The organism is Streptococcus cuniculi, assembly GCF_004570575.1.
GTDB classification, from domain to species: domain Bacteria; phylum Bacillota; class Bacilli; order Lactobacillales; family Streptococcaceae; genus Streptococcus; species Streptococcus cuniculi_A.
The window spans coordinates 23905-45495 of record NZ_SPPD01000005.1 but is presented as its reverse complement, the minus strand read 5'-3'; the positions used below and the strand labels follow the sequence as shown (position 1 = coordinate 45495).

The 21591-nt window shown below is 43.7% G+C and carries 20 protein-coding genes; 3 read left to right on the top strand and 17 right to left on the bottom strand.

Going from position 1 to position 21591, the window contains the following annotated elements:
• Window positions 1-61: 61 nt before the first annotated feature.
• Genes E4T82_RS04770 through E4T82_RS04760 form a run of 3 tightly spaced genes read right to left on the bottom strand, consistent with a single transcriptional unit; the run spans window position 62 to window position 2053 of the window.
• Complete coding sequence (locus E4T82_RS04770) at window positions 62-757, bottom strand: Bax inhibitor-1/YccA family protein (RefSeq protein ID WP_135181726.1); 696 nt, start codon at window positions 755-757, stop codon at window positions 62-64.
• Window positions 758-786: 29 nt separating this feature from the next.
• A complete protein-coding gene (locus E4T82_RS04765) occupies window positions 787-1266 on the bottom strand; it encodes an HDIG domain-containing metalloprotein (protein WP_135181725.1) in 480 nt (159 codons plus the stop codon).
• A 46-nt stretch (window positions 1267-1312) separates the two neighbouring features.
• Window positions 1313-2053: a TrmH family RNA methyltransferase gene (locus tag E4T82_RS04760; protein ID WP_135181724.1), complete on the bottom strand. Its 741-nt coding sequence runs from the start codon at window positions 2051-2053 to the stop codon at window positions 1313-1315.
• Window positions 2054-2124: 71 nt separating this feature from the next.
• Here E4T82_RS04760 and E4T82_RS04755 point away from each other — a divergent pair, with 71 nt between their 5' ends.
• The gene (locus E4T82_RS04755) at window positions 2125-2409 is read left to right on the top strand and encodes an acylphosphatase (protein ID WP_135181723.1); all 285 of its coding nucleotides are present in this window, start codon (window positions 2125-2127) and stop codon (window positions 2407-2409) included.
• 65 nt (window positions 2410-2474) lie between these two features.
• Window positions 2475-3395, top strand: coding sequence for a membrane protein insertase YidC (yidC, locus tag E4T82_RS04750; RefSeq protein WP_135181722.1), 921 nt, complete (start codon window positions 2475-2477; stop codon window positions 3393-3395).
• A 210-nt stretch (window positions 3396-3605) separates the two neighbouring features.
• Here the strand turns inward: yidC and E4T82_RS04745 are convergent, their stop codons facing one another.
• The 7 genes from E4T82_RS04745 to E4T82_RS04715 all read right to left on the bottom strand — a co-directional run bounded on the left by E4T82_RS04745 (window position 3606) and on the right by E4T82_RS04715 (window position 13699).
• Window positions 3606-5087, bottom strand: coding sequence for a trypsin-like peptidase domain-containing protein (locus E4T82_RS04745; protein WP_167753565.1), 1482 nt, complete (start codon window positions 5085-5087; stop codon window positions 3606-3608).
• A gap of 122 nt (window positions 5088-5209) precedes the next feature.
• Complete coding sequence (greA, locus tag E4T82_RS04740) at window positions 5210-5692, bottom strand: transcription elongation factor GreA (protein ID WP_135181720.1); 483 nt, start codon at window positions 5690-5692, stop codon at window positions 5210-5212.
• Window positions 5693-5780: 88 nt separating this feature from the next.
• Window positions 5781-7220 carry an endolytic transglycosylase MltG gene (gene mltG, locus E4T82_RS04735; RefSeq protein ID WP_167753564.1) on the bottom strand — a complete coding sequence of 480 codons (1440 nt, stop codon included), beginning with the start codon at window positions 7218-7220 and terminating at the stop codon, window positions 5781-5783.
• A gap of 72 nt (window positions 7221-7292) precedes the next feature.
• Window positions 7293-7778, bottom strand: coding sequence for a GNAT family N-acetyltransferase (locus E4T82_RS04730; RefSeq protein WP_135181719.1), 486 nt, complete (start codon window positions 7776-7778; stop codon window positions 7293-7295).
• A gap of 474 nt (window positions 7779-8252) precedes the next feature.
• Window positions 8253-9584: a UDP-N-acetylmuramate--L-alanine ligase gene (murC, locus tag E4T82_RS04725; protein ID WP_135181718.1), complete on the bottom strand. Its 1332-nt coding sequence runs from the start codon at window positions 9582-9584 to the stop codon at window positions 8253-8255.
• A complete protein-coding gene (locus tag E4T82_RS04720; RefSeq protein WP_228065057.1) occupies window positions 9581-10246 on the bottom strand; it encodes a hypothetical protein in 666 nt (221 codons plus the stop codon). Before E4T82_RS04720 ends, murC begins: the two co-directional genes overlap by 4 nt.
• A 363-nt stretch (window positions 10247-10609) precedes the next feature.
• A complete protein-coding gene (locus tag E4T82_RS04715; RefSeq protein WP_135181716.1) occupies window positions 10610-13699 on the bottom strand; it encodes an SNF2-related protein in 3090 nt (1029 codons plus the stop codon).
• Between the two features lie 159 nt (window positions 13700-13858).
• Here E4T82_RS04715 and E4T82_RS04710 point away from each other — a divergent pair, with 159 nt between their 5' ends.
• On the top strand, window positions 13859-14167 hold the full coding sequence (locus tag E4T82_RS04710) for a TM2 domain-containing protein (protein WP_228065056.1): 309 nt from the start codon (window positions 13859-13861) through the stop codon (window positions 14165-14167).
• 301 nt (window positions 14168-14468) lie between these two features.
• Here the strand turns inward: E4T82_RS04710 and der are convergent, their stop codons facing one another.
• From der to E4T82_RS04675, 7 genes are all read right to left on the bottom strand, one after another.
• Window positions 14469-15779, bottom strand: coding sequence for a ribosome biogenesis GTPase Der (gene der / locus E4T82_RS04705; protein WP_135181715.1), 1311 nt, complete (start codon window positions 15777-15779; stop codon window positions 14469-14471).
• 13 nt (window positions 15780-15792) lie between these two features.
• Window positions 15793-16506: an NADPH-dependent oxidoreductase gene (locus E4T82_RS04700; protein ID WP_135181714.1), complete on the bottom strand. Its 714-nt coding sequence runs from the start codon at window positions 16504-16506 to the stop codon at window positions 15793-15795.
• Window positions 16503-17402, bottom strand: coding sequence for a primosomal protein DnaI (gene dnaI / locus E4T82_RS04695; RefSeq protein WP_135181713.1), 900 nt, complete (start codon window positions 17400-17402; stop codon window positions 16503-16505). The genes E4T82_RS04700 and dnaI overlap by 4 nt, the downstream gene beginning before the upstream one ends.
• Window positions 17402-18550, bottom strand: coding sequence for a replication initiation/membrane attachment protein (locus E4T82_RS04690; RefSeq protein ID WP_135181712.1), 1149 nt, complete (start codon window positions 18548-18550; stop codon window positions 17402-17404). The genes dnaI and E4T82_RS04690 overlap by 1 nt, the downstream gene beginning before the upstream one ends.
• 8 nt (window positions 18551-18558) lie before the next feature.
• Entirely contained in the window at window positions 18559-19026 is a 468-nt protein-coding gene (nrdR, locus tag E4T82_RS04685; RefSeq protein WP_135181711.1) for a transcriptional regulator NrdR, read from the bottom strand.
• Window positions 19027-19335: 309 nt separating this feature from the next.
• Window positions 19336-20469, bottom strand: coding sequence for an AI-2E family transporter (locus tag E4T82_RS04680; protein ID WP_135181710.1), 1134 nt, complete (start codon window positions 20467-20469; stop codon window positions 19336-19338).
• A 427-nt stretch (window positions 20470-20896) separates the two neighbouring features.
• A complete protein-coding gene (locus E4T82_RS04675; RefSeq protein WP_135181709.1) occupies window positions 20897-21589 on the bottom strand; it encodes a response regulator transcription factor in 693 nt (230 codons plus the stop codon).
• Between the last annotated feature and the right edge of the window lie 2 nt (window positions 21590-21591).

Below are 21591 nucleotides of genomic sequence, written 5' to 3'. Positions count from 1 at the left end.
TTGTAATGTTATTATACCACAAAAGAAAAAAACTCACTATAACAGCGAGTTATTTTCTTGCTCAATCTCTTGATCCGAAGATACGCAACAGATTCAAGAATAGATTGACAAAATCGAGATAGAGAGATAAGGCCATTGAAACAACCCAGCCTTGGCCAACTTCGCCATTTGTTTCTTCAAAGACATAGCGGATACGTTGGTTGTCATAGGCAATCAAACCTGAGAAAATGAAGACTGAGATGATTGAAATAATAAAACTCATCCCTGAACTTGCGAGAAAGAGATTGACTACACTCGCAATAATCACACCAATCAAGGCTGCATAAAGGGCCTGCGCCATGCCTGAAAGATTTTTCTTCGTAGTCATCCCAATCACAGCCATCACAACAAACATCAAGGCTGCTGTCAGAAAGGCTGTAAAGACAGTTTCCTGAGTGTAGGCTAGAAGTACAATACTAATCGTAAAACCATTCATGACCGAGTAAGCCAGAAACATAGGCAAGGCCAAAGGGCTATTTTGCGCTGCCATACGAGACGCCGCAAAGACAAGACCAATCTCAGCCAGCATCACGAGCCAGATGGCAAATGACCCACCTAGCAAGAGACTACGCGTCATTTCCCAAAAGGTCGTCAATGACAGATAAGCCACCAAGGCAGAAAGACCAACTCCTGCTGCCACAAAGCCATAAATTTTACCAAAGAAACGATTCAAAGCGGTATTGTCCACTTGATTGATAATATAAGGTTCTTGATTCATCCTAATCCTCCTTTTATATATAAACGATGTTAACGAAAGTGAAAACTACCTTGTTTCCACATTTTTTGTAAGGGCAGGGTTGCCTCCCTTACCGCCCAATACTTGTCCACACAGGTCACAATCCACGATTCCTTATAGCGCGGTGGCGCAATGGTTGCACCGAACATGTGCTTGACAATAATGTCTTCCTCAACCTTGTTTAACCTAGTCAACTTCTCCGCATTGTGCTTTGCAATCCGCGGATGGACCCAAGCATGGCTCTTTTTAAACTTGGTATTGCGCCAGTCATAATAAAACAAATCATGCAAGAGACCGCCCCTAGCTGTTGATTTCGCATCCCAGCCCAATCTCTTTGCAATCTTGTAGCTGGTATAGGATACATTGATTGAGTGTTCCAAACGGGTCGAGTGATAGTGATGAGGGATTGTCCCGAGTTTTTGCACCTTGGGCTTTTCAATCAAATCCCCCACATAGACCATGTACTCTTCATCTTCTGTATAATCTGCCATTCAACCACCTCATTTTTCTATTATATCACAGTTTAGCCTTTTTAGCTTAAATAAAGCTAAAGAGAAGAAGCCCCGCTGCCACCGCAACATTCAGACTCTCTGCCTGACCCGGCATAGGAATATGCACAAGCTCATCTGCCTGACTCTCAACTAGGAGTGAAATGCCTTGCCCTTCATTACCCATAATCAGGGCAAATGGGCCTGTGACTTCCACCTCCTTGTAGTCAATGGACTGATGAGACAAGGTGGTCGCTAAAATTCGTACCCCCTGCTCTTTCAACTGTGCTAACAATTCTTCCATGGCCACCCGATGGACAGGAAGGTGAAAATGGCTGCCCTGCATAGAACGCAGGCTTTTTAGATTATAGATGTCTGCAGACTTGTCCGAAATAAAGACCGCATCATAGCCTGCCGCATCTGCCGTCCGAATCATGGTTCCAAGATTTCCCGGATCCTGAATATCTTCTAGAACGAGGTACCTCCCCCTTAGCTCTTTTGGTACCATGGTCTTGGGGAGAGCCAGCTGAGCCACAATGCCCTGCGGGGTTTGGCTATCTGCCAACTCCTGCAAAATCTCTGGGCTAACTACCGTCACAGGAACATCTCCTACTACCCTATCCACATATTCTTTTAGTATAAAGACCCGCTCAATGTCAGCCTTAGCTTGACAAGCTTCCTCAAACAAGTGCCAGCCCTCAATCAGGTAAGAGTGCTTGCGGTATTTCTTTTGGTGTAATTTTTTTGTGTCCTTTATCAGTCGATTGGACTTGGAACGAATAACTTCCATATGATTCCCCATTTTCTTTCATTACCATCAATGATATAATAAAGTAAAGTTCTTGTCAAAAGGAGAAGCGCATGCAAAAAGTCAAAATGATTGCTTCTGGACGAGTACAGGGAGTTGGTTTTCGCTGGTCCGTCCAATATCTAGCAACAGAAATCGGGGATATCTATGGTCGAGTCTGGAACAACGAGGACGGGACCGTCACCATTCTTGCCCAATCAGATCAACCAGCCAAGCTCAGCCATTTCATCCAAGAAATCCGCAAAGGCCCCTCTCGCATGGCCAAGGTCACCTATCTCGATGTCACCCTTGCCAACTTTGAAACCTTTAGTGATTTTCAAGTCAAACAGTGGCATTAAAAACTTGTATATTTTCTCAAAAACAAGTACAATAGAGTGTATCATGTAAAAAAGGAAATGAGAACGTGAAAAAATCAAACCGTATATTATTGTCAGGGCTTGCCCTCTCTATGCTCTTCTTCCTATCAGGCTGTGTAGAGACCAAAAATGGTGTCCCAACTGGAGAAGGCTGGGTCTATAAACTCCTCGTTGAGCCTATGGGAAATGTCATCCAGTTCTTTGCTGAAAATCAGGGGCTCGGATTTGGAGTTGCCATTATCGTTGTGACCATCTGTGTCCGCTTGCTCATCTTGCCACTGGGGATTTACCAGTCTTGGAAAGCAACCTACCAGTCTGAGAAGATGCACTATCTCAAACCGATTCTTGGACCTATCCAAGAACGGATGAAAAATGCTAGCTCGCAAGAAGAACAACTCGCTGCCCAGCAAGAACTCTTTGCTACTCAAAAAGAGTATGGCGTCAGCATGTTTGGTGGATTTGGATGTCTTCCACTACTGATTCAAATGCCTTTCTTCTCAGCCCTCTTCTACGCAGCTCGCTATACAGAAGGGATTGCTGATGCCAGCTTTATGGGCATTGCTCTTGGTAAACCAAGCCTCATCCTAACAGCTGTAGCCGGTGTCCTCTACTTCTTCCAGTCCCTTCTCATGCAAGTTGGTCTGGAAGAAGAACAAAAGAAACAGATGAAGTCAATGATGCTGATGAACCCGCTCATGATTGTTTTCTTCTCATGGAGCTCTCCAGCTGGCGTGACCCTCTACTGGGTAGTCGGTGGATTTATCGGAATCATTCAACAAGTGATTACCAACTTCTTCCTCAAGCCAAAACTTCGCAGACAAATTGCAGAAGAATTTGAAAAAAATCCTCCAAAGCCTCTGCACACAAGTACCCGTGTCAAAGATGTGACTCCTACGATGGATAGTGCCATTACAACCTCGTCGTCAAAAAAGAAAAACCGCAATGCCGGAAAACAACGTTCACGGTAAGAACAACTAAATAGCAGATAACCCCCTTGGAGCTAGCTCCAAGGGGGTGGTATTGTACAACGTTACAGGTCACACCCTTACTATCATGCATCTATCTCAAATAAAACAATACCTTCGTCTTCTATTTTCCAGAATATAACGAAGGTATTGTTCATTTTTCTTATCTGAAAAATTCTCTACCGAAAAAAATCCTTTTGATGGTTTAGGCGATTACTTTGTATAGAACGAAACACCTTCATAACGCCAACCACGTTTCGATAGAACATTCTTTTCATTTGCGTCTACCGTATATAGATGCACTTTCAAACCTGAATGATAAAGACGATAAACTGGGCGACTACCACTTGAGTACCAAGCAATCCCCTCATAGCGCCAACCACGTTTCGATAGAACATTCTTTTCGTTGGCATCAGTAGTATAAATATGTTCTCTTGTTCCTGAATGGTAAAGACGATAAACTGGCTTACCAGTGGTCGCAGTTACAAATTTTACATCTTCAAAATTCCACCCCATTTGAGTAGACAAGATAGTGGCCTCATCTAGGTCTTGGGTGTAAAGATGGCGCTTGATACCAGAATGGTAGAGACGATAAGTATTTCCTGTTTTGCGTTCAAAGTTGGTAGAAACTTCACGGTTTGCATCTTTTCCTTTTTGGGCAAGAGTAATCATGCGTAAGGAATCATCTTTCACACGACGGGCAACATTAAAGCCATATTCACCAACACCCACAATATGGATTCCCACTACTTGATTTTTACTATTCAATACAGGAGCTCCACTTTGTCCTGGCTCTGTATCAATAGTATAAGACATCAAATTGTCCGCTATGTCATCTACAGTACCAAACATGGTATACATTCTACCACCGCTACCACCTGGGTAACCAGCTACTTGAACACGTTGATTCTTACTAACTGATTTTGATACGCCGACTGATTTGACTGCCGCATTTACTTTTCTATCTAACTTGATAACTCCCATATCATAGTTAGAATCTCCAGCTTTTAATCGATAATTACGTAGCACATAGAATTTCTTAGAACTATATACACCGTATGGAGCAGTTGAGCCGTTATGCCCTGGAGAAGCAAGTACACTACTTGCCCAATTACCTGTTTCTTCATCGTAAAGATTATGAGCTGCTGTCAAGATAGTGTCTGTGCCAATCATAATTCCAGTTCCTTGGCGAAGGCCATCTGGGAATACAGACTCCAAATAAACGATTTTACGATATGGGTCTGTTTTTATATTTTTTACTTGATAACGATTATCTGCACCGATGATGCTCTCTAACACACCAGCACGTTCCAAAATCATAGCAGTCTCATCTGCAGTTACAGAAGGAGTGGTTTCGCTACTATTTGGTGTTGTTGAATCTGAACTACTGCTTGCTACAGTAGCATCTGATGTAGTGTTTGTACTTGGAACAATGCTAGAACTAATATCCGGAACCGTACTTGAACTACTATCAACAGTCACATCTGTTGATGAACTAGATGGTTCAATGATACTTGGCTCAACGCTAGATGATGATGATGTATCTGACGATACTACTGCATCACTACTCGTTGAAGCAACGGTTGTAGCTGTCGTACTCGTATCTGTATCTGTTGCAGACACTAATGACGGAGTCAACGATCCAAGCATTACTGTAGAAACCAGTAAAGTACTTACTAACTTTTTCAATTTCATAGTTATAATCCTCCTTCCTATAGTATATCTTTTTTCACTATCTTTGTAAATAGTTTTTCCAAAAATAAAAAGGAAACACATCCCTGTCTGCTCCCTTTTATTGTCTGTTCTGCCAACTGGCCTTATTTAGTTTTTTCAACCTTCAAAATCTGAACATCGTAGCTACCAACAGGTGTCTGAACAGTTGCAATGTCGCCTGTTTTCCTGCCGATAAGGGCTTGACCAATTGGGCTTTCATTTGAGACTTTATTAGCAAAGGCATCGGCTCCTGCCGCTCCTACGATCATGTAGACTTCTTCGTCGGTCTCACCCACTTCTTGAATCGTCACGGTTTTACCGATTGCGACTTCGTCTGCTGCTACTGCATCACTGTTGACAATCTCTGCATAGCGAATTTTGGTCTCAATCATTGAGATCTGACCTTCGACAAAGGCTTGCTCATCTTTTGCTGCTTCGTACTCAGAGTTCTCAGACAAGTCTCCGTAAGAGCGAGCAATCTTGATACGCTCAACAATTTCAGGACGACGAACGAGCTTTAACTCTTCTAATTCTTTTTCCAATTTTTCCTTTTCTTCAATCGTCATTGGATATGTTTTTTCAGACATGTTCTTTTTTTTCTTCCTTTACATTTAAAATTCTGTTATGAAAACAAAATTATGCGGAAAACCACATAATTTTATCGGAGCTATTGCTCTAATTGTTTACTTTGCTATTGACATATTTTTCAACGTTTTGATTGTGCTCTTCACCTGTTTCAGCAAAGTAGACCGCACCTGTCGTAACATCTGCTACAAAGTAATAATAGTTTGTTTTGTTTGGAGCAAAGGTTGCTTCAATTGCAGAGAGACTTGGGCTGTCGACTGGACCAGGCATCAAGCCAGTGTTGACATAGATATTATAAGGGGAATTAATTGTCGTATCAATCGTTGTATCTTCTTTCAAGGTCGTCTTTTCACCCAGCTTATCCATTGCATATAAAATCGCAATGTTCGATTGGAGTGGCATACCAATATTGAGACGGTTGAAAAATACACTCGCAATGTTGCGTCGATCTTCGTCAGTTGAACCTTCTTTCTCAACCAGTGATGCCAAGGTCAAAAGATCGTTGACGTTGAGGCCTTTTGCCGCTAATTGTTCATAGTAAGGCTGCAAGCGATTATCCATGGCCGCAATCATCTGCTCAATCAGCTCTTCCATCGTTGTCGCTGTTGAATAGTCATACGTCGCTGGGAAAAGATATCCTTCCAAGCGGTACTTGACACCGCTATTTGCTGCAGGCAGACTGCCCAATAATTTTGGATAAGCTGCTACCATTCGATTAATGAAGTCCTCATTTTGAATAGTTTCAAGAAAGGCATCTTCCGTGAATGGGGTTTTATCTTCCTTATCGGCTGTGTGAACGTTGTCTGTGATTGCCCGAGCGATTTGTTTGATTGTCAGACCTTCTACGACAAGGACTTTTCCTGCAACTGGCTCTTGCGCTGTCAACGTTCCGCTTTCTTGCAAGGCTTTTGCAAGTTCGTCTACCGACATAGACTGGCTCAAATTGTAGAATCCACTTTGAAAATTGTTATAACTTTTTAGTTTTGCGTAATAATTGAAAACCGTTGCATTTTTAACCAAGTGATGTCCTTCTAGAATTCGAGCAATCTCTTTTGTAGAAGAGCCCTCTGGAATCTCTACTTGAACCATTTCCGTTGCTCGCGTATTGACTGGTTCTAAACTTGATTTGATGTAGAAGCAGACGGAAATTCCTGTTATCACCAACAAGAGGATAACGGCTGTCATCACAAATTTGACAATCCGCTTTGCCACATTGTCTTGCGTTTTCCGGTTTCGGTTTCGTCTTTGTCGCATGTTAGATTGCATATCCCTAGAAATTCTACTAGTGTCAGGAGAGATAATCGTATCTTCCAATAATCCTTCGTCTTCGCTAACAGTTTCAGTCAAGGATGGGCGATGAAGAGCAACTGTATCGGTTAAATCCTCTTCCATCCATTGGTGGTCTGAAGTGTCAGAAAGAAAATCAGCTTTTTCTGAAGCAGATGTTGCTTTGATTTCTTCTAAATTGCGTAAAATTTTATCACGAAAACTAGAAGGCTTCCCATCCTTTTCATGTGCATCTTTTGTCACAATAAAGCTCCTTTCAAACAGTTACAAGCCATTATATCTTAAAAGTGTTACAAAATCAAGCAGGGTACTATGTCAAGGACATTTCCAGTACATATCGTACCAAATTTTGCCTCCGAACTGAGATTCTGAAACACCCAACTCTTCAAACTGATACATGCCGTAGTAAGACAGGAGATAATCCTTGCAGGTTAGGCTGATGCCCTGATAGTTTCCTTGGACTGCAATTTCCTTGATTGCGGCAAGTAGCAAAGTCCCCACACCCTGACCCTTATAGACATCCGCTACGGATAGACTGACAATTGCTAGATATGGTAGGGGACCATCCATCTGCTCAAGTCTTTCAAACAAGCCGTCCGTAACTGTCGCTTGCTCTGTCGGAAGTGCCAAGATGTAACCTACCACGACTCCCTCATCTTCCATCACCAGACAGGTCTTCTGCTCATGTTCTAAATAAAAAGCCAGCACTTCTTTTGCAATCTGTTCTTCTTGGCTGAAATTTTCTTGTTCAATGCGATTAACTGCTTCAAGGTCTGCGAATCGTGCGTGTCGAATTTGCATGTGCTCTCCTTATAGTCGTTTCGTTTCCTTTTAGTACTCGCTTCAATAGTCTGGGAGACTGTTGGAGCGTGAAAATAAAACGAGTGTAACTCGTGTCAACGAGCTTTTGTATCTTAGTAATTGAACTCGGGCTAAAAGCTCGGAAAATAGATAGGCAGCTGTTTCGGCTTTAGCCGATTACAGATGAGAATCCCTTTAGTGGATAGGCAGCTGTTTCGGCTTTAGCCGATTACAGATGAGAATCCCTTTAGTGGATAGGCAGATGTTTCGGCTTTAGCCGATTACAGATGAGAATCCCTTTAGTGGATAGGCAGATGTTTCGGCTTTAGCCAATTACAGATGAGAATCCCTTTAGTGGATAAGGCAGCTGTTCTAGCTTTAGCGAGTTACAGCTGTGGTGACTACCTTTAGGTATAAACGAAATGAGTATAAAATCAGCAGAGACAGTGGAAAATCCGCTGTCTCCTGTGTTCCTTACTGAACGTTATTGGATAAGTTTGAAAGTAGACGTTCAAATGAATATTCGTAGGATTGAATGTCTCCTGCTCCCATAAAGACATAAACGGCATTGTCATGGTCAAGGAGGGGCGATGTATTTTCAAGAGATACAACCCCACCCTTTTTACTGATTTTGGCTGCCAAGTCCTCAACTTTAACCTGACCATTGTCTGTCTCGCGGGCTGATCCGTAAATTGGTGCCAGGTAGACCGCATCTGCATCACTCAAGGCAAACGCAAATTCATCTAACAAAGCAATAGTCCGTGTAAAGGTATGTGGTTGGAAAATAGCCACGATTTCTTTACTTGGGTATTTTTGACGAGCAGCGTCAATGGTTGCAATAATTTCTGTCGGATGATGTGCAAAGTCATCAATAATCACCGTGTCATTGACAATCTTCTCCGTGAAACGGCGCTTCACGCCTCCAAAGGTCTTGAGGTGTTCGGCTACCAAGTTCAAATCAAATCCGGCAACAAACAGATTCGCAATCACTGCTGTCGCATTGAGAACATTGTGACGACCAAAGGTCGGGATTTGGAACTGACCTAATTCCTGCCCTGCATGACGGACCTTGAACTGCGAACCAGTCGTTGATGGCTGCAAATCATAAGCTACAAAGTCATTATCCTCATTAAAACCATAGTAGTAAATCGGTGCAGTTGCTGTAATATGGCGGAGTTGCTCATCTTCACCGTAGACAAACAAGCCCTTTTGCACCTGCTTGGCATAGTCATCAAAGGCATGGAAGACATCCTCTAAGCTAGTAAAATAGTCTGGATGATCAAAGTCAATATTGGTAATGATACTGTATTCTGGGTGATAAGGCATGAAATGGCGCTCGTATTCGTCTGATTCAAAGACAAAATACTGGGCATTTTCTGAACCACGACCTGTCCCATCCCCAATCAAGTAGCTGGTGTCCGTGATATTGCGCATTACATGCGCAAGGAGCCCGGTTGTCGATGTTTTTCCATGCGCTCCTGCTACACCAAAACTCGTGAAATCACGCATGAATTGGCCGAGAAATTCATGGTAGCGTTTATAGGTGAAACCATTTATATCCGCATAGGCAATCTCGATATTGTTGTCTGGACGGAAGGCGTTTCCTGCTATCAATTCGACATCTGTCGTAATGTTTGCTTCACTGAAAGGGAGAATCTCAATCCCTGCTTGCTCAAGACCACGCTGCGTGAAGTAATATTTCTCCACATCACTTCCTTGTACCTTGTGCCCCATTTGATGCAACATTAAAGCCAAGGCACTCATTCCTGAGCCCTTAATTCCGATAAAATGATAGTTTTTTGTCATTCTAATCCCTCTTCCATGTGTGTTAGATTTAATTCTTGTGCTAGACGACGCTCACGTTGTACCTTGCGCTCCGGGTAATTGTAGACCTGACTTTTCTTCAAAAAGTCATAGGAATTTTTCTTGACTGGTTGTTCTTGTTCTCGATTTTCTTTTTGCAGTGAATAAACTGCTGGCATGTCCGCCAAAATATAGTCTGTCTGTTGTAAGCGATTGGCCAAGGCGGTCAAGTGAGGCACTGGCTTTTTGACCAAGGGTGCGGTCACCTGATGCTGTTCTGGCAGAATAGAGCGTGGCTTCTCTTGTTGAAGATAAGAGGCCGAACGTTTTTTCTTCAAATCTTCACGCGCTGTCTCTCGTGCCAACTGTCCCTGTGTTTTCACTTGAGGGGTAGGAGAAACAGGAGATGCTGGCTTTTGATAGCGTTCCTTGCGAGAGTACGGACTCGGAGTTCCTTTAAAAAGTGGTGGCAGGAGGGCCTCTTCTGCCCCACGTTCCTCTCGATAGTGAGGAGTAGCTGAGTTCGCTACTTCTTGCCCAAATTCTCTGTCTTGATAAGGCCCCTTGATATTACTAATCAAGTCCCCTTCATCGTATAATCTCATTTCAGGATTTTCTCCCACAATTAACTCATCATCAGCTACTAGGGGAAATCTTGTCTGCATTCTCACCATACGCTCTTCCTTTCAAACGATTATTATACCATACCTTACGCACTTTGACTATCTTTTTTCCTTAGAGTTAGGACAAACACATGAAGAAAATCATTCGTTGAAAAACAATGACAATCGCAAATTGTTAGCCGTGTCTCACCGTTCAACTCTTTTTCCTGAGACCAAACTGTAAAAAATCTCTTTTTGATAAAAAAGAAACATTCGAAAAGTTACATTTTCTAGAAAAACTAACAAATATTTTCTGTTTTTCAGAGCATACTCACTCTTTTCAGAAAAAATAGGGTAATTTTTCTTCATGCGCTTGGCGTGCTTAGATCCGGCTAGCAAAGGCCTCTAACAACTGATTTGAGAGTATTAAATACCCAAAATCTCTCGGATATCATCAACCGTCATACTGGCCCTGCTTTCATTGCCGTCAAGCACGGTCGTCACCAGATGCTTCTTGCTTTCTTGTAGAGCCTGGATTTTTTCCTCAATAGTCCCACGGGTAATCAGGCGATAGCACTCCACTTTCTCGGTCTGCCCCATACGGTGGGCACGGCTTATGGCCTGGGCTTCTACAGCTGGATTCCACCAGAGGTCGACCAGAATCACACTGTCTGCCCCTATCAGATTGAGTCCCACGCCACCTGCTTTCAGCGAAATCAGAAAGGCATCTCTGCTTCCTGCATTAAAGGCGGTCGTCATTTCTTGACGGAGATTTGCTGGGGTCGAGCCTGTCAATTTGTAGCTGGTCAATCCTAGCACTTCCAACTCTTCCTCAATCATGTCAAGCATGGTGCGGAATTGAGAAAAAATCAAGATGCGGTGGTTCCCTTCTTTTAGCTGAACCAGCAACTCTCTCAAACTCTCAAGCTTCCCACTTTCTCCCTTGTAGTCTGGCATAAAGAGTTTGGGTGTGTCACAAATTTGACGGAGACGGGTGATGCCTGCGAGAATTTCCATTTTCTTGCGCTGAATTTCGGTATCGCTTGCATCCATAATACTTGACTGCATTTGTTTGAGCTGGGCTAGGTAGACGACCTTCTGTTCATCGGTCAATTCGTTTAGGACATTGACTTCCAGTAAATCCGGTAATTCTAGTAGCACATCTTCCTTTTTCCTGCGTAAAACAAAGGGTTTGATACTCCGTGCGATCTCTCCTACTGACAACTTGGCAAATTCTGTCTTTCCTGGCAATAACCCTGGTAGCACAATCTGGAAAATCGACCATAATTCTGACAGACGATTTTCAATTGGCGTTCCCGAAAGGGCAAAGCAATTGCCCACTTCAAATTCTCTCAAAAACTGAGCAATCTTGCTCCGGGCATTTTTCATAACTTGCGCTTCGTCCAAAATCAAGTAATCATAACGCTGTTGCCGATAGAGCTCTACATCCTGCCTAAAGGAGTGGTAGCTGGTAATGATAATCTGATGTCCTGCAAGAATCTGCTCCTCCCGCTTCTCCTTGTTTCCATAGGCTACGGTCACATCTAAATCAGGCGCAAAGGTCTGGCACTCGCTCTGCCAATTGTAAATCAGGCTGGAGGGTGCTAAAATCAAGACCTTACTATCTTTTTCCAAATGACTGCTCAAAAAAGCAATGGTTTGGAGGGTTTTCCCCAGCCCCATGTCATCTGCCAAAATCCCACCGAAACCATGGTGGTCAAGCATGGACAGCCATTTCACGCCTAGAAGCTGATAGTCACGTAAGGCAGCCGTCACTCGCAATTCCGGTAACTCAAATGATTCTGGATGAGCCAAATCATACGCCAACCGCTGAAAATCCTTGGAAAATTGCACCGAATCGTTGCCAGCCCAAGTCTGAGCTAGTTGGTAAGAGGCTACGCGGTCAAGAGACAGATGTCCTGATGATTGGTAGCGAGCCCGTAAGTCCTGCAAGGTCTGGCTAAGTCGTCTCGTTTCCTCATCAAAGACCAAAATCTTTCCTGTCTGACTAGTAAAATGCGTGGCGTCCCCCAAGAGAGCTGTCACAGCTTGGTCAATCTCATCCTCACCAATCCCTGCAAAGTCAAAGGAAATATCGAGCAGAGATCCCCTTGTCTCAACGACGATGTTTGGTTGAACCTCGATGAGCATGTCCTCTAATTCTTTGGACAAGTTCACCTGACCAAAGGTGCGAAATCTTGCCAAGGTCTGGCTGAAAAATCCATACCATTCTGCTGGTGCAAGCGGTGGATGATACGCAATAAAGTCTCCTCTAAAACCTGCTTCTCGGATTACCTGCTCGACCTGCTCCAAATGTTGAAAATGATACGAAAATGGTAGAAGGTTTAAGTCTTCCCTACGCGCTACCTGCCTCTTGTCAAATTCCAGTGTGAGATGCAATTCAATCTCCCCCTCAGCTCGCATGAAAAAGTCAAACCGAGGACGAAAATCATGGATCATAAAGCGCTTCGGCGCCTTGACGTTTCCAACCAATTCCAGCTCCAACAAACTAAGCGCCAAGCGTTCTTGATCTTGAAAGTCAAATTGGACTACTTTTTCTCCTCCCTCATTTGGAACAAGCCCTTTAAGCGAAGCTATAATCTGCTGCTGTTTCCTATCCAGATAGTAAAGACGATTGTCCACTAATAGATAACGACCGTTAAAGAGTTCGCGAAAAGGCCGCTCTTCTACCCGCAACTCAATCATGTATTGGTGGACCACGACTTCAAAGAAATAACGCTCAGCCTGAGCATCAAAAGCCAGCAATTGCACATCCGTATAGATATTCATATCGTGCTGAAACTCAAAGGATTCCAGCTGCATCAAGAAATCTAGCCCTTCTTCAAAATTAGCAAGTGGCAGGCGCAGATGCCGTCCATAATGAAGTAAGATTTCCAAATCACCGACTCTTTTATCAGGAATCAAACGCCACAAAAAGGCCACCAGCTCTTGGCTGGCCACATCAAACTGTTCAAAGGAAATCCGCTCATAATACTGCTTCCCAATCTGATAATAACCACCTTTTTTCAGAGACTGTAAAAAAGTGCCAATATCACGAATAACGTAGGCTCGTGGATCAGCGCCACGCTGAATTTTCAAGGTCCAGTCAATATTATGGTCAAAGAGCATCATCTGCCCCTCCGCAGCCAGACGGTAACGGATACCAACTTCCCGCCTGCTCTCTAACAAATCATCAAGAAATAACCCACCAGCATAGGTTCTGCGTACTGTTTCCTCGTGTTCTTCTTCATCAGCAGAAAGCTGCTCTTCCAAGATCTTGCCTTCTGCATCATTTTTCAAAAAATATTCAGCCGCAGCTAGGTGTTTGCAATAGCCTTTCTGTGAAAAGACCTGACAGCTACAAGCCAGGCTAGCTTCTTCTAGCGCATAGCAAAATTCCTCGTCTTCAATCTTTAAAAAGAGCTGTCTATCCTTTAGCTGTTTGACCTCTACTTGTCCTCTTTCATAGAGCAAGATTCCCTCTTGGCGAATCCACCCCGGCATTAATCGACCCATACATACTCCTTTACCTTATCTTTTCATTATAGCATATTTTTTTAGATACCGAAATGGAAGTGTTTTTCTTTTAGAATCCCCTCATTCTACTTGCCTATCACACCAGAATCCAGTATACTAATTATAAAAGAAAGCGTTTTTCAAAAAGGAGGGAAGCTCATGGCACTATCGATTGGTGTTCCATTTATCATGATGATTCTAATCATTACCTCAATCTGCTGCTTCATTGTTGGGTATCAAAAAAACAAAAAAACGACACCTCCTGTTCCGATAAACAAGGTCTACTACTTCCTGCTAGCCCTCGTCGCAGGCGGACTTGGTGCCCATAAATTCTACAGCCAGCGGACTGCCTTAGGGTTGGCCTACCTCTTCTTGTGCTGGACGGGCATTCCCTCTATCCTTGCCATCATTGAAGGCCTCATGATTCTTAGCAAACCTAGTCGTCACGGCGATATCCTCTATCTATAAAAAGAACCGAGTTGGTCGAAACCAGCTCGGTTTTTATACAGTCTTTTCGTTTATTTTTAGTACTCGCTCCAATAGTCTAGAAGACTGTTGGAGATTGGAAATAAAACGAGCTTTTGTATCTTAGTAATTGAATTCGGGCTAAAAGCTCAGAAAATAGATAGGCAGCTGTTTCGGCTTTAGCCGATTACAGCTGTGAATCCCTTTAGTGGATAGGCAGCTGTTCTAGCTTTAGCGAGTTACAGCTGTGGCTACCTTTAAGTATAAACTGAATGACGATAATTGTCAGAAAATACTCGAAAAGCTACTTCCGCTTACGGGCAATCAAATGGATAGGGGTCCCTTCAAAGACAAAAGCCTTGCGGATTTGATTTTCAAGGAAACGGAGGTAGGAGAAGTGCATCAGTTCTTCTTCATTGACAAAGACGACAAAGGTTGGGGGTTTGGTTGCTACTTGGGTCGCATAGAAAATTTTGAGGCGTTTGCCCTTGTCGGTCGGCGTCGGATTGATTGCAATGGCATCCATGATGACATCGTTTAATACAGCAGACGGAATCCGTGTCTGCTGGCTTTCGCTAATCTGCTTAATCATGGCGGGTAGCTTGTGCAAGCGTTGCTTAGTCACAGCAGAGACGAAGATAATGGGTGCGTAGGAAAGATACTGAAACTGGTCTCTGATGTCTGCTTCCCAATGTTGCATGGTCTTATTGTCTTTTTCAAGGGTGTCCCACTTGTTAACAACAATAATCATCCCTTTTCCTGCTTCGTGGGCAAATCCTGCAATCCGCTTGTCATACTCGCGAATGCCTTCTTCAGCATTCAAGACCATCAGCACCACATCGGAACGGTCAATGGCACGCATGGCACGCATAACGGAATATTTCTCGGTATTTTCATAGATTTTTCCAGATTTGCGCATACCGGCGGTATCAATCATGGTGAATTCTTGACCTTCGCTGTCGGTAAAGACGGTATCAATCGCGTCGCGAGTCGTTCCTGCAACGGGACTAGCAATCACGCGCTCCTCACCTAAAATAGCGTTGATGAGGCTCGATTTCCCAACATTGGGGCGACCAATCAAGCTGAACTTGATCATGTCTGGATTTTCTTCCTCGACATCTGCCGGTAGATTTTCCACAATCGCATCCAGCACATCTCCTGTTCCAATCCCGTGGACAGACGATACTGGGTAAGGATCGCCCAAGCCCAAGGCATAGAAGTCATAAATATCGCTGCGCATCTCAGGATTATCGACCTTGTTCACCGCTAGAATGACGGGCTTGTTGGTCTTGTAGAGAATCCTTGCCACATATTCATCAGCATCAGTCACGCCCTCCTTACCAGATACAACAAAGACGATGACATCTGCCTCACTCATGGCAATTTCTGCCTGGTGCTTGATTTGCTCCATGAAAGGAGCATCCACATCGTCGATGCCGCCTGTATCAATGATGCTAAAATGACGATTGAGCCATTCAGCTGTGGCATAAATACGGTCACGAGTGACACCCTCCACATCTTCTACGATGGAAATGCGCTCACCCGCAATCCGGTTAAATAAGGTTGATTTTCCAACGTTGGGACGCCCCACGATGGCAATAGTTGGTAGAGCCATTGCTCCTCCTTTTCTATAGTAACTGTTTTTCTTTCAAAAGTGCTTTGGTTTCTGGATATTCTGCCTGACCAAATTGGGCAACCAGACGCTCAGACCACGTTTCTTTCTGTCTAGCTCCCGCATAATCTGATTGGATTTGATCGTAAGTAGCAATCGCCTCCACACCTTGCTCTTGGTATTCTTCATCGAAAACAACGTTTTCATGAGGCAGGCGCGGTTTGACTGGAAAATGCTGGTTGGGTCTGCCTAAAGCGATACAAAAGATTGGATAGGTGTAGTCTGGAAGTCTAAACAAGTCAGCAATGTCTCTTCCTGCATGGCGAATCATACCGATAAAGACACCACCGTAGCCCAAACTCTCTGCTGCTAGCATGGCATTTTGTCCAGCTAAGGCAGCATCAACAGACGAAATCAAGAGGTTTTCTGTCCCTTTGGCATCAAAATGCGTCTGGTGTAGTTCAGCAGCCTTGCTCGCTCGGTTGTGATCTCCTACAAAAAGCAAAATGGTATCTGCCTGTAAAATGGCAGGTTGCGGTGTCAGCGCATGAAGCGCCTCTTTTTTCTCTGTTGAACGCACCACAATAATCGAATAGGACTGGAAATTCTTCCAGGTCGAAGCTGCGCGCCCCGCGCTAATAATCGCCTGCAAATCCTCGTCCGCAATCGGATCCTCGGTAAATCTACGGACGGAGCTGTGAGAGAGCATTAGCTCAATGGTTTCATTCATCGACGGTTCACTCCTCCTAACTGTAATTCAGTAGCTAAAAATCGAATGCGTTCCATCACCCGCTTAGCCTGCCAAGTCTCATCACCTGAACGCCCCGCCGCAAAATGGCGTTCCAAGTCGGCAAAGGAAAAATTCGACGTAAAGAAGGTCGGCAGGTTTTCCTGCATGCGATGCTGCAAGATGACCTGCAAGACGTCATCGCGCACCCAAGAGCTATGTTGCTCCGCACCAATATCATCTAAGACCAAGACTTGTGCTGTCTTAATGGCATCGATTTTTTCCTTGACTAGACCCTCGCCAATGGCATTTTTAATATCTACGACAAAGGTTGGATAGTGGAGCATGGTAGTTGACATCTGGTGAGTCTTGGATAAGAGATTGGCTAAAAAGGCCATGAGATAACTCTTTCCAACCCCAAAATTGCCATAGAGATACAAGCCCTTATTGTCCTGACCTGCCTGCTTGACAAATTCAGTAATGGCTTTCATGACCTCTACCCGATTTTCATCATTGAGATCAACATCTGCAATCGTAATATTTTTCAGATTAGCTGGCAGATTAATCAGCTGGATACGATTTTTAATCGCTTCTGCCTTGCGGTACTCAATCAATTCCGCCGTCTCTAAATAAGAGATATCGGCGTAGCCCTCATTCATGATGAGGACTGGCTGATAACCAACTGCGATGTAAGATTCATCTTGGTCGAGAAATTTCTTGCGCTCGGTCACATATTCAAAAAACTTGGAAATGGAGCGGGTCATTTCTTCTTCTGTCAATTGGTGTTGACGGATAAAATCAGCCACTTCCTTATCTTGAACGATTTCTTGATAGAGTTCTTGATAGGATTTTCTTCCCGATGCAGCACCTTGTGGCACCTTGCTTTCTACAGCTTTCATCATCCCTCTCCTTTCGTTTCCATAGCCTCTAATTCACGGTAGAGCGCAGCCAGTTCTGCCTGACCTTGAGCAGTTTGCTCGGTCTTGACTTCCTGCTTACTCCATTCAGGTACATTGCTCTTCTTGGCTTGACTGCTGTCTTTCTTACGGCCCACGGCCTTGCTCTCGCGCAAATGATAGACCGCCTGCTCTGCACTTTTAATCTGCTTATAGGAAAAATCATTGCCCAATTTCAAAGCGTAGGCTTCTTGTAAATTGGCTGAGTCCACCTTGTTGAAGGTATAAAGGACAATCACATTGATGACCTCATCAAGCAAGCCCAAATCCACCAGCTGTTGCAAGCACTTGCGTTCGGACATAGTGACAGTCGCCTTGCGAGCTTCTTTTAAAAGGGTTAAAAATTCAAGTGCTGTCTTGGACTGACTTTCCCGAACAATGGCTTGCTCCTGCTTGGTCAAACTAGCGGCGACAGGTCTTGCCACCACCTTTTGTTCCATGCGCTTGACCAAAATCACTTGACCGTTGGCTGTTTCTTTTGCGACCTTATACGCCTGCATCCAATCCCAGCCATTTTTTTCCGCTAGATGATAGAGAGCAATGACATCGTCCGTCTCATTCTGAAAGCGCAGACGGTCACGTGCCATCATGGTCTGAAAGGCTTGCAAATCAAAGCTCCGAGCTGTCAGAGGAGCAAGCGGAACCTCACCTAGGCTAGTAAAAATATCTGAAAATTTCTTCGTCACTTCGGTGTCTGATACTGGTTTTGCAACGGTCCATTCCTCAACTGCTGGTTCTCCAATTTTCTTGGTCAACAGTTTTTGATATAAGGGATTGCTCAAAAAAGCCTCTTTTGACAAGGGTTCTGCCATGCGAAACACGATTTTTTCGTCCTTTTGATAAATCGCAAGTAATCCCATAGCACCGAGTACATCAAGCGCCTGTTCCAAGCGCCCCATGCCCATATTGACATGATTTAAAATACGGCTAATGGCATACTGCCCCGCACCATGGTCATAGCCAGCCCACAAGAATTGATAGACCGTAGCCGCATCCTGTCCAATAATCGGTTGGTAACAGAGAATGAAGCTAAGCCAGTTGGGACTGAGAGCATTCTTTCGCATATAAGAATAGAGATCGTTTGGTTTCATGTCTTGTTCTATCTCCTGGTCTTGCTACTCTTGGTGATTTGTTTGAGCAAGTTTTCCAATTCGCCCACATCTTTAAAGGAACGATAGACAGAGGCAAAGCGGACATAGGTAATCTCATCTAATTCGACCAATTCTTCCATGACCAAATTGCCAATCAAATCACTTTCGACCTCGCTATCGCTATGGGCCCGAACCTTTTGCTCAATCCGATTGACCACTTCTTCGATCTCACTACTGGACACGGGACGTTTTTGAGCAGAACGAATAATCCCGTTGAAAATTTTCTCACGTGAAAACTGCTCACGAGTGCCGTCTTTTTTCACGACAACTAGGGTTTTTTCTTCCACACGTTCATAAGTGGTAAAGCGATGACCGCAGTTTTCACACTCTCTTCTTCTGCGAATGGTATTTCCATCTTCAGCTTGACGACTATCGACCACACTTGATTTTATACTGGTACATTTGGGGCAACGCATACTATTTCTCCCATTCTATCATTATCACTTCATTGTACCATATTTCAGAGGAGAATAAAAGGGAGCGTGATTGGAGTACACGCCGTACGCATGAAGAAAATGCATGCAACTATTTTCTAGTTACATGCATTTTTTCAAAATATTTCCATAAAACTTACACTTTAACAGGGGTAATCCTTCATTTTCAAAGCTATTATATCACTTTTTTCAATAAAAAACTGATGTTAATATTGAAAATATGATTTCTGAAAACGAAGTTTTCTTCATGCGTTTGGCGTGATTGGAGTAGCGCAAAAGAAAAGAGCAGAACTAGTCCTGCTCTCGATCAGTATCGATGTGCAACTTCTGTTTCTTTTCAAGCCGTGCGTAAGTCCATTCCCGCACCAAGCGATAAATGACTGCAAAAATGGGTGTAAAGAAGACCATGCCCAGCAAACCAAATAAATTCCCACCGATTAAGGCTGCAGCCAAGGTGAAAAGCGTTGGCAAACCAACAGATTGTCCCACTACACGAGGATAGATGACATTCCCCTCAATCAACTGGAGAATCTGGAACAAGACGATGGACCACAAGGCCAACCAAGGATTTTGCACCGATATAAAGAGGGCACTGATGATACAAGCAGAAAGAGGACCAATGTAAGGGACAAAGGATAGGACCCCTGATAAAATCCCTGCCATTCCAGCATAAGGAATGGAAAAAAGCGAGTAGCTGACAAAGACCAACACACCGATGATGACCGCTTCTACAATCTGGCTCATCAAGAAGCGATCATAGGTCTCAATGATGACTTCACCAATATAGGCAATGACCCGCACCACTTTTTCTGAGAAAGTCGCACGGAGGAGCTTATCCACCATGCTCTGTAAATGCTCCTTGCTCCCAAGAATGCTCAAGGTGAAAAAGAAGGCCATGACCAAGGTTAAAACATTTGAAAAGATGCCTGTCACATTAGTAGCTAGTCCCGCAAGGAAAGCCGTCGCAAAACCTGACAGCTTCGACCAATCTGTAAACTGGCTCACATAGCTGTTCAAGCGACTGCCTAATTTACTAGACAAGAAGCCACTATCCTGTAAGGTCCGAATCAACTTAGGAATGGCTTGATTGGTCACCGATACCAACTCAGACACCGTTGATACCAAGGTCGGGAGGACAATCACCACTACCCCTGTCACAATCAGCACAAAAATAATCAACACTCCAACAATTGCTAAAGACCGCTTGCTTTTTCGCAAGATAGGTACCCTTTCAATCACATCTTCCAACTTCTTCATCGGAACGTTCAAAATAAAGGCAAAAATCGCCCCGATAAACAAGGCATTCATACTGGACAACAAGACCTTGAGCGTACTATAAATATCTGGATAATTCAATACCGCAAGCAAGACCACAGACGCAAAACTAATCAGCAAGAGCTTCTCTTTAAACGAACTTTTCTCCATCTTCTCATCTCCTTTTCATTCTAACTCTACATATGATAACATAATTGAGAGAAAAAGTCAGAAAATAGTAGCCCTATCATTCTACCAAAAAAGATATGCCCTTACACGAGAAAAGAGATTTACACATACTATAATATTTTACCTATCATTCCAATAGTCTGGAAGACTGTTAGAGGTTGGAAATAGGGAGTATCTAATAATCCTCAGCTAACCTAAGTTATACTCGAGGTTTCGAGGAAGCTAGCCTTGCTAGCCTTATCTCCAGCCTTCCGCCATTCTCAATTGTGAAAGCGAATCAGATTTTGATTTTTATAGAGCATAATTTCTTTTTTGCCTTCTTATCTAGGAACCATATTGATTGCTTAAACTCAACAAAAAAGTGAGAATATGCACGGCTAGGGAAGCACTGCATCTCACTCTTTTTATGTTATTCTTCCCGCATGGCGTAGCCTACGCCACGGACGGTTTTGATATAGGATTCTTGACTAGGTAAGTCTAATTTCCCACGCAGATAGCGGATATAGACATCGACAACATTGGTCTCAGCGCCTGCTTCGTATTTCCAAACCCGATCCAAGAGCTGCTCCCGCGTCAAGGTTTCTTGACTGTTCATCAAGGTCGCAAGGAGGTCATACTCACGGTGGGTCAGGTTAATCAACTCAGGTCCACGGGTGACCGTTCGATTTTGAAAATCAATGTTCAAATCACGGTAGGCCGCTTGGAGCTTGACCTGCTTACAATGCTCGTCGATATAATCCCGCCCTCTAAAGATAGAGGCCACCTGATCGACCAAGTCGCTGATGACAAAGGGTTTGATGATGTAGGAAACCGCATAGCGCTGAATTTCAGCACCGTAGGTTGCCGCATCCTCACTATCTACCACCACAATCATGACAGTTGTCGGCTTGATTTTTATCAGTTCTGCCGCCAAATCTTGGCTAGACATATCCGACAGCTGAAAGCTCATGAGAATCAAATCAAAATCAGTCTCATGGGCAAGCTGAAGCGCTTCTTTTCCCGTAGAAGTATAGTCGACCAAGTAGTCTTTTTTTTGCAACTCCATAGACACAAAGTGAGATAGATTGCGCTCGCGGCCTGCAATTAAGATTTTTTTTACCATAG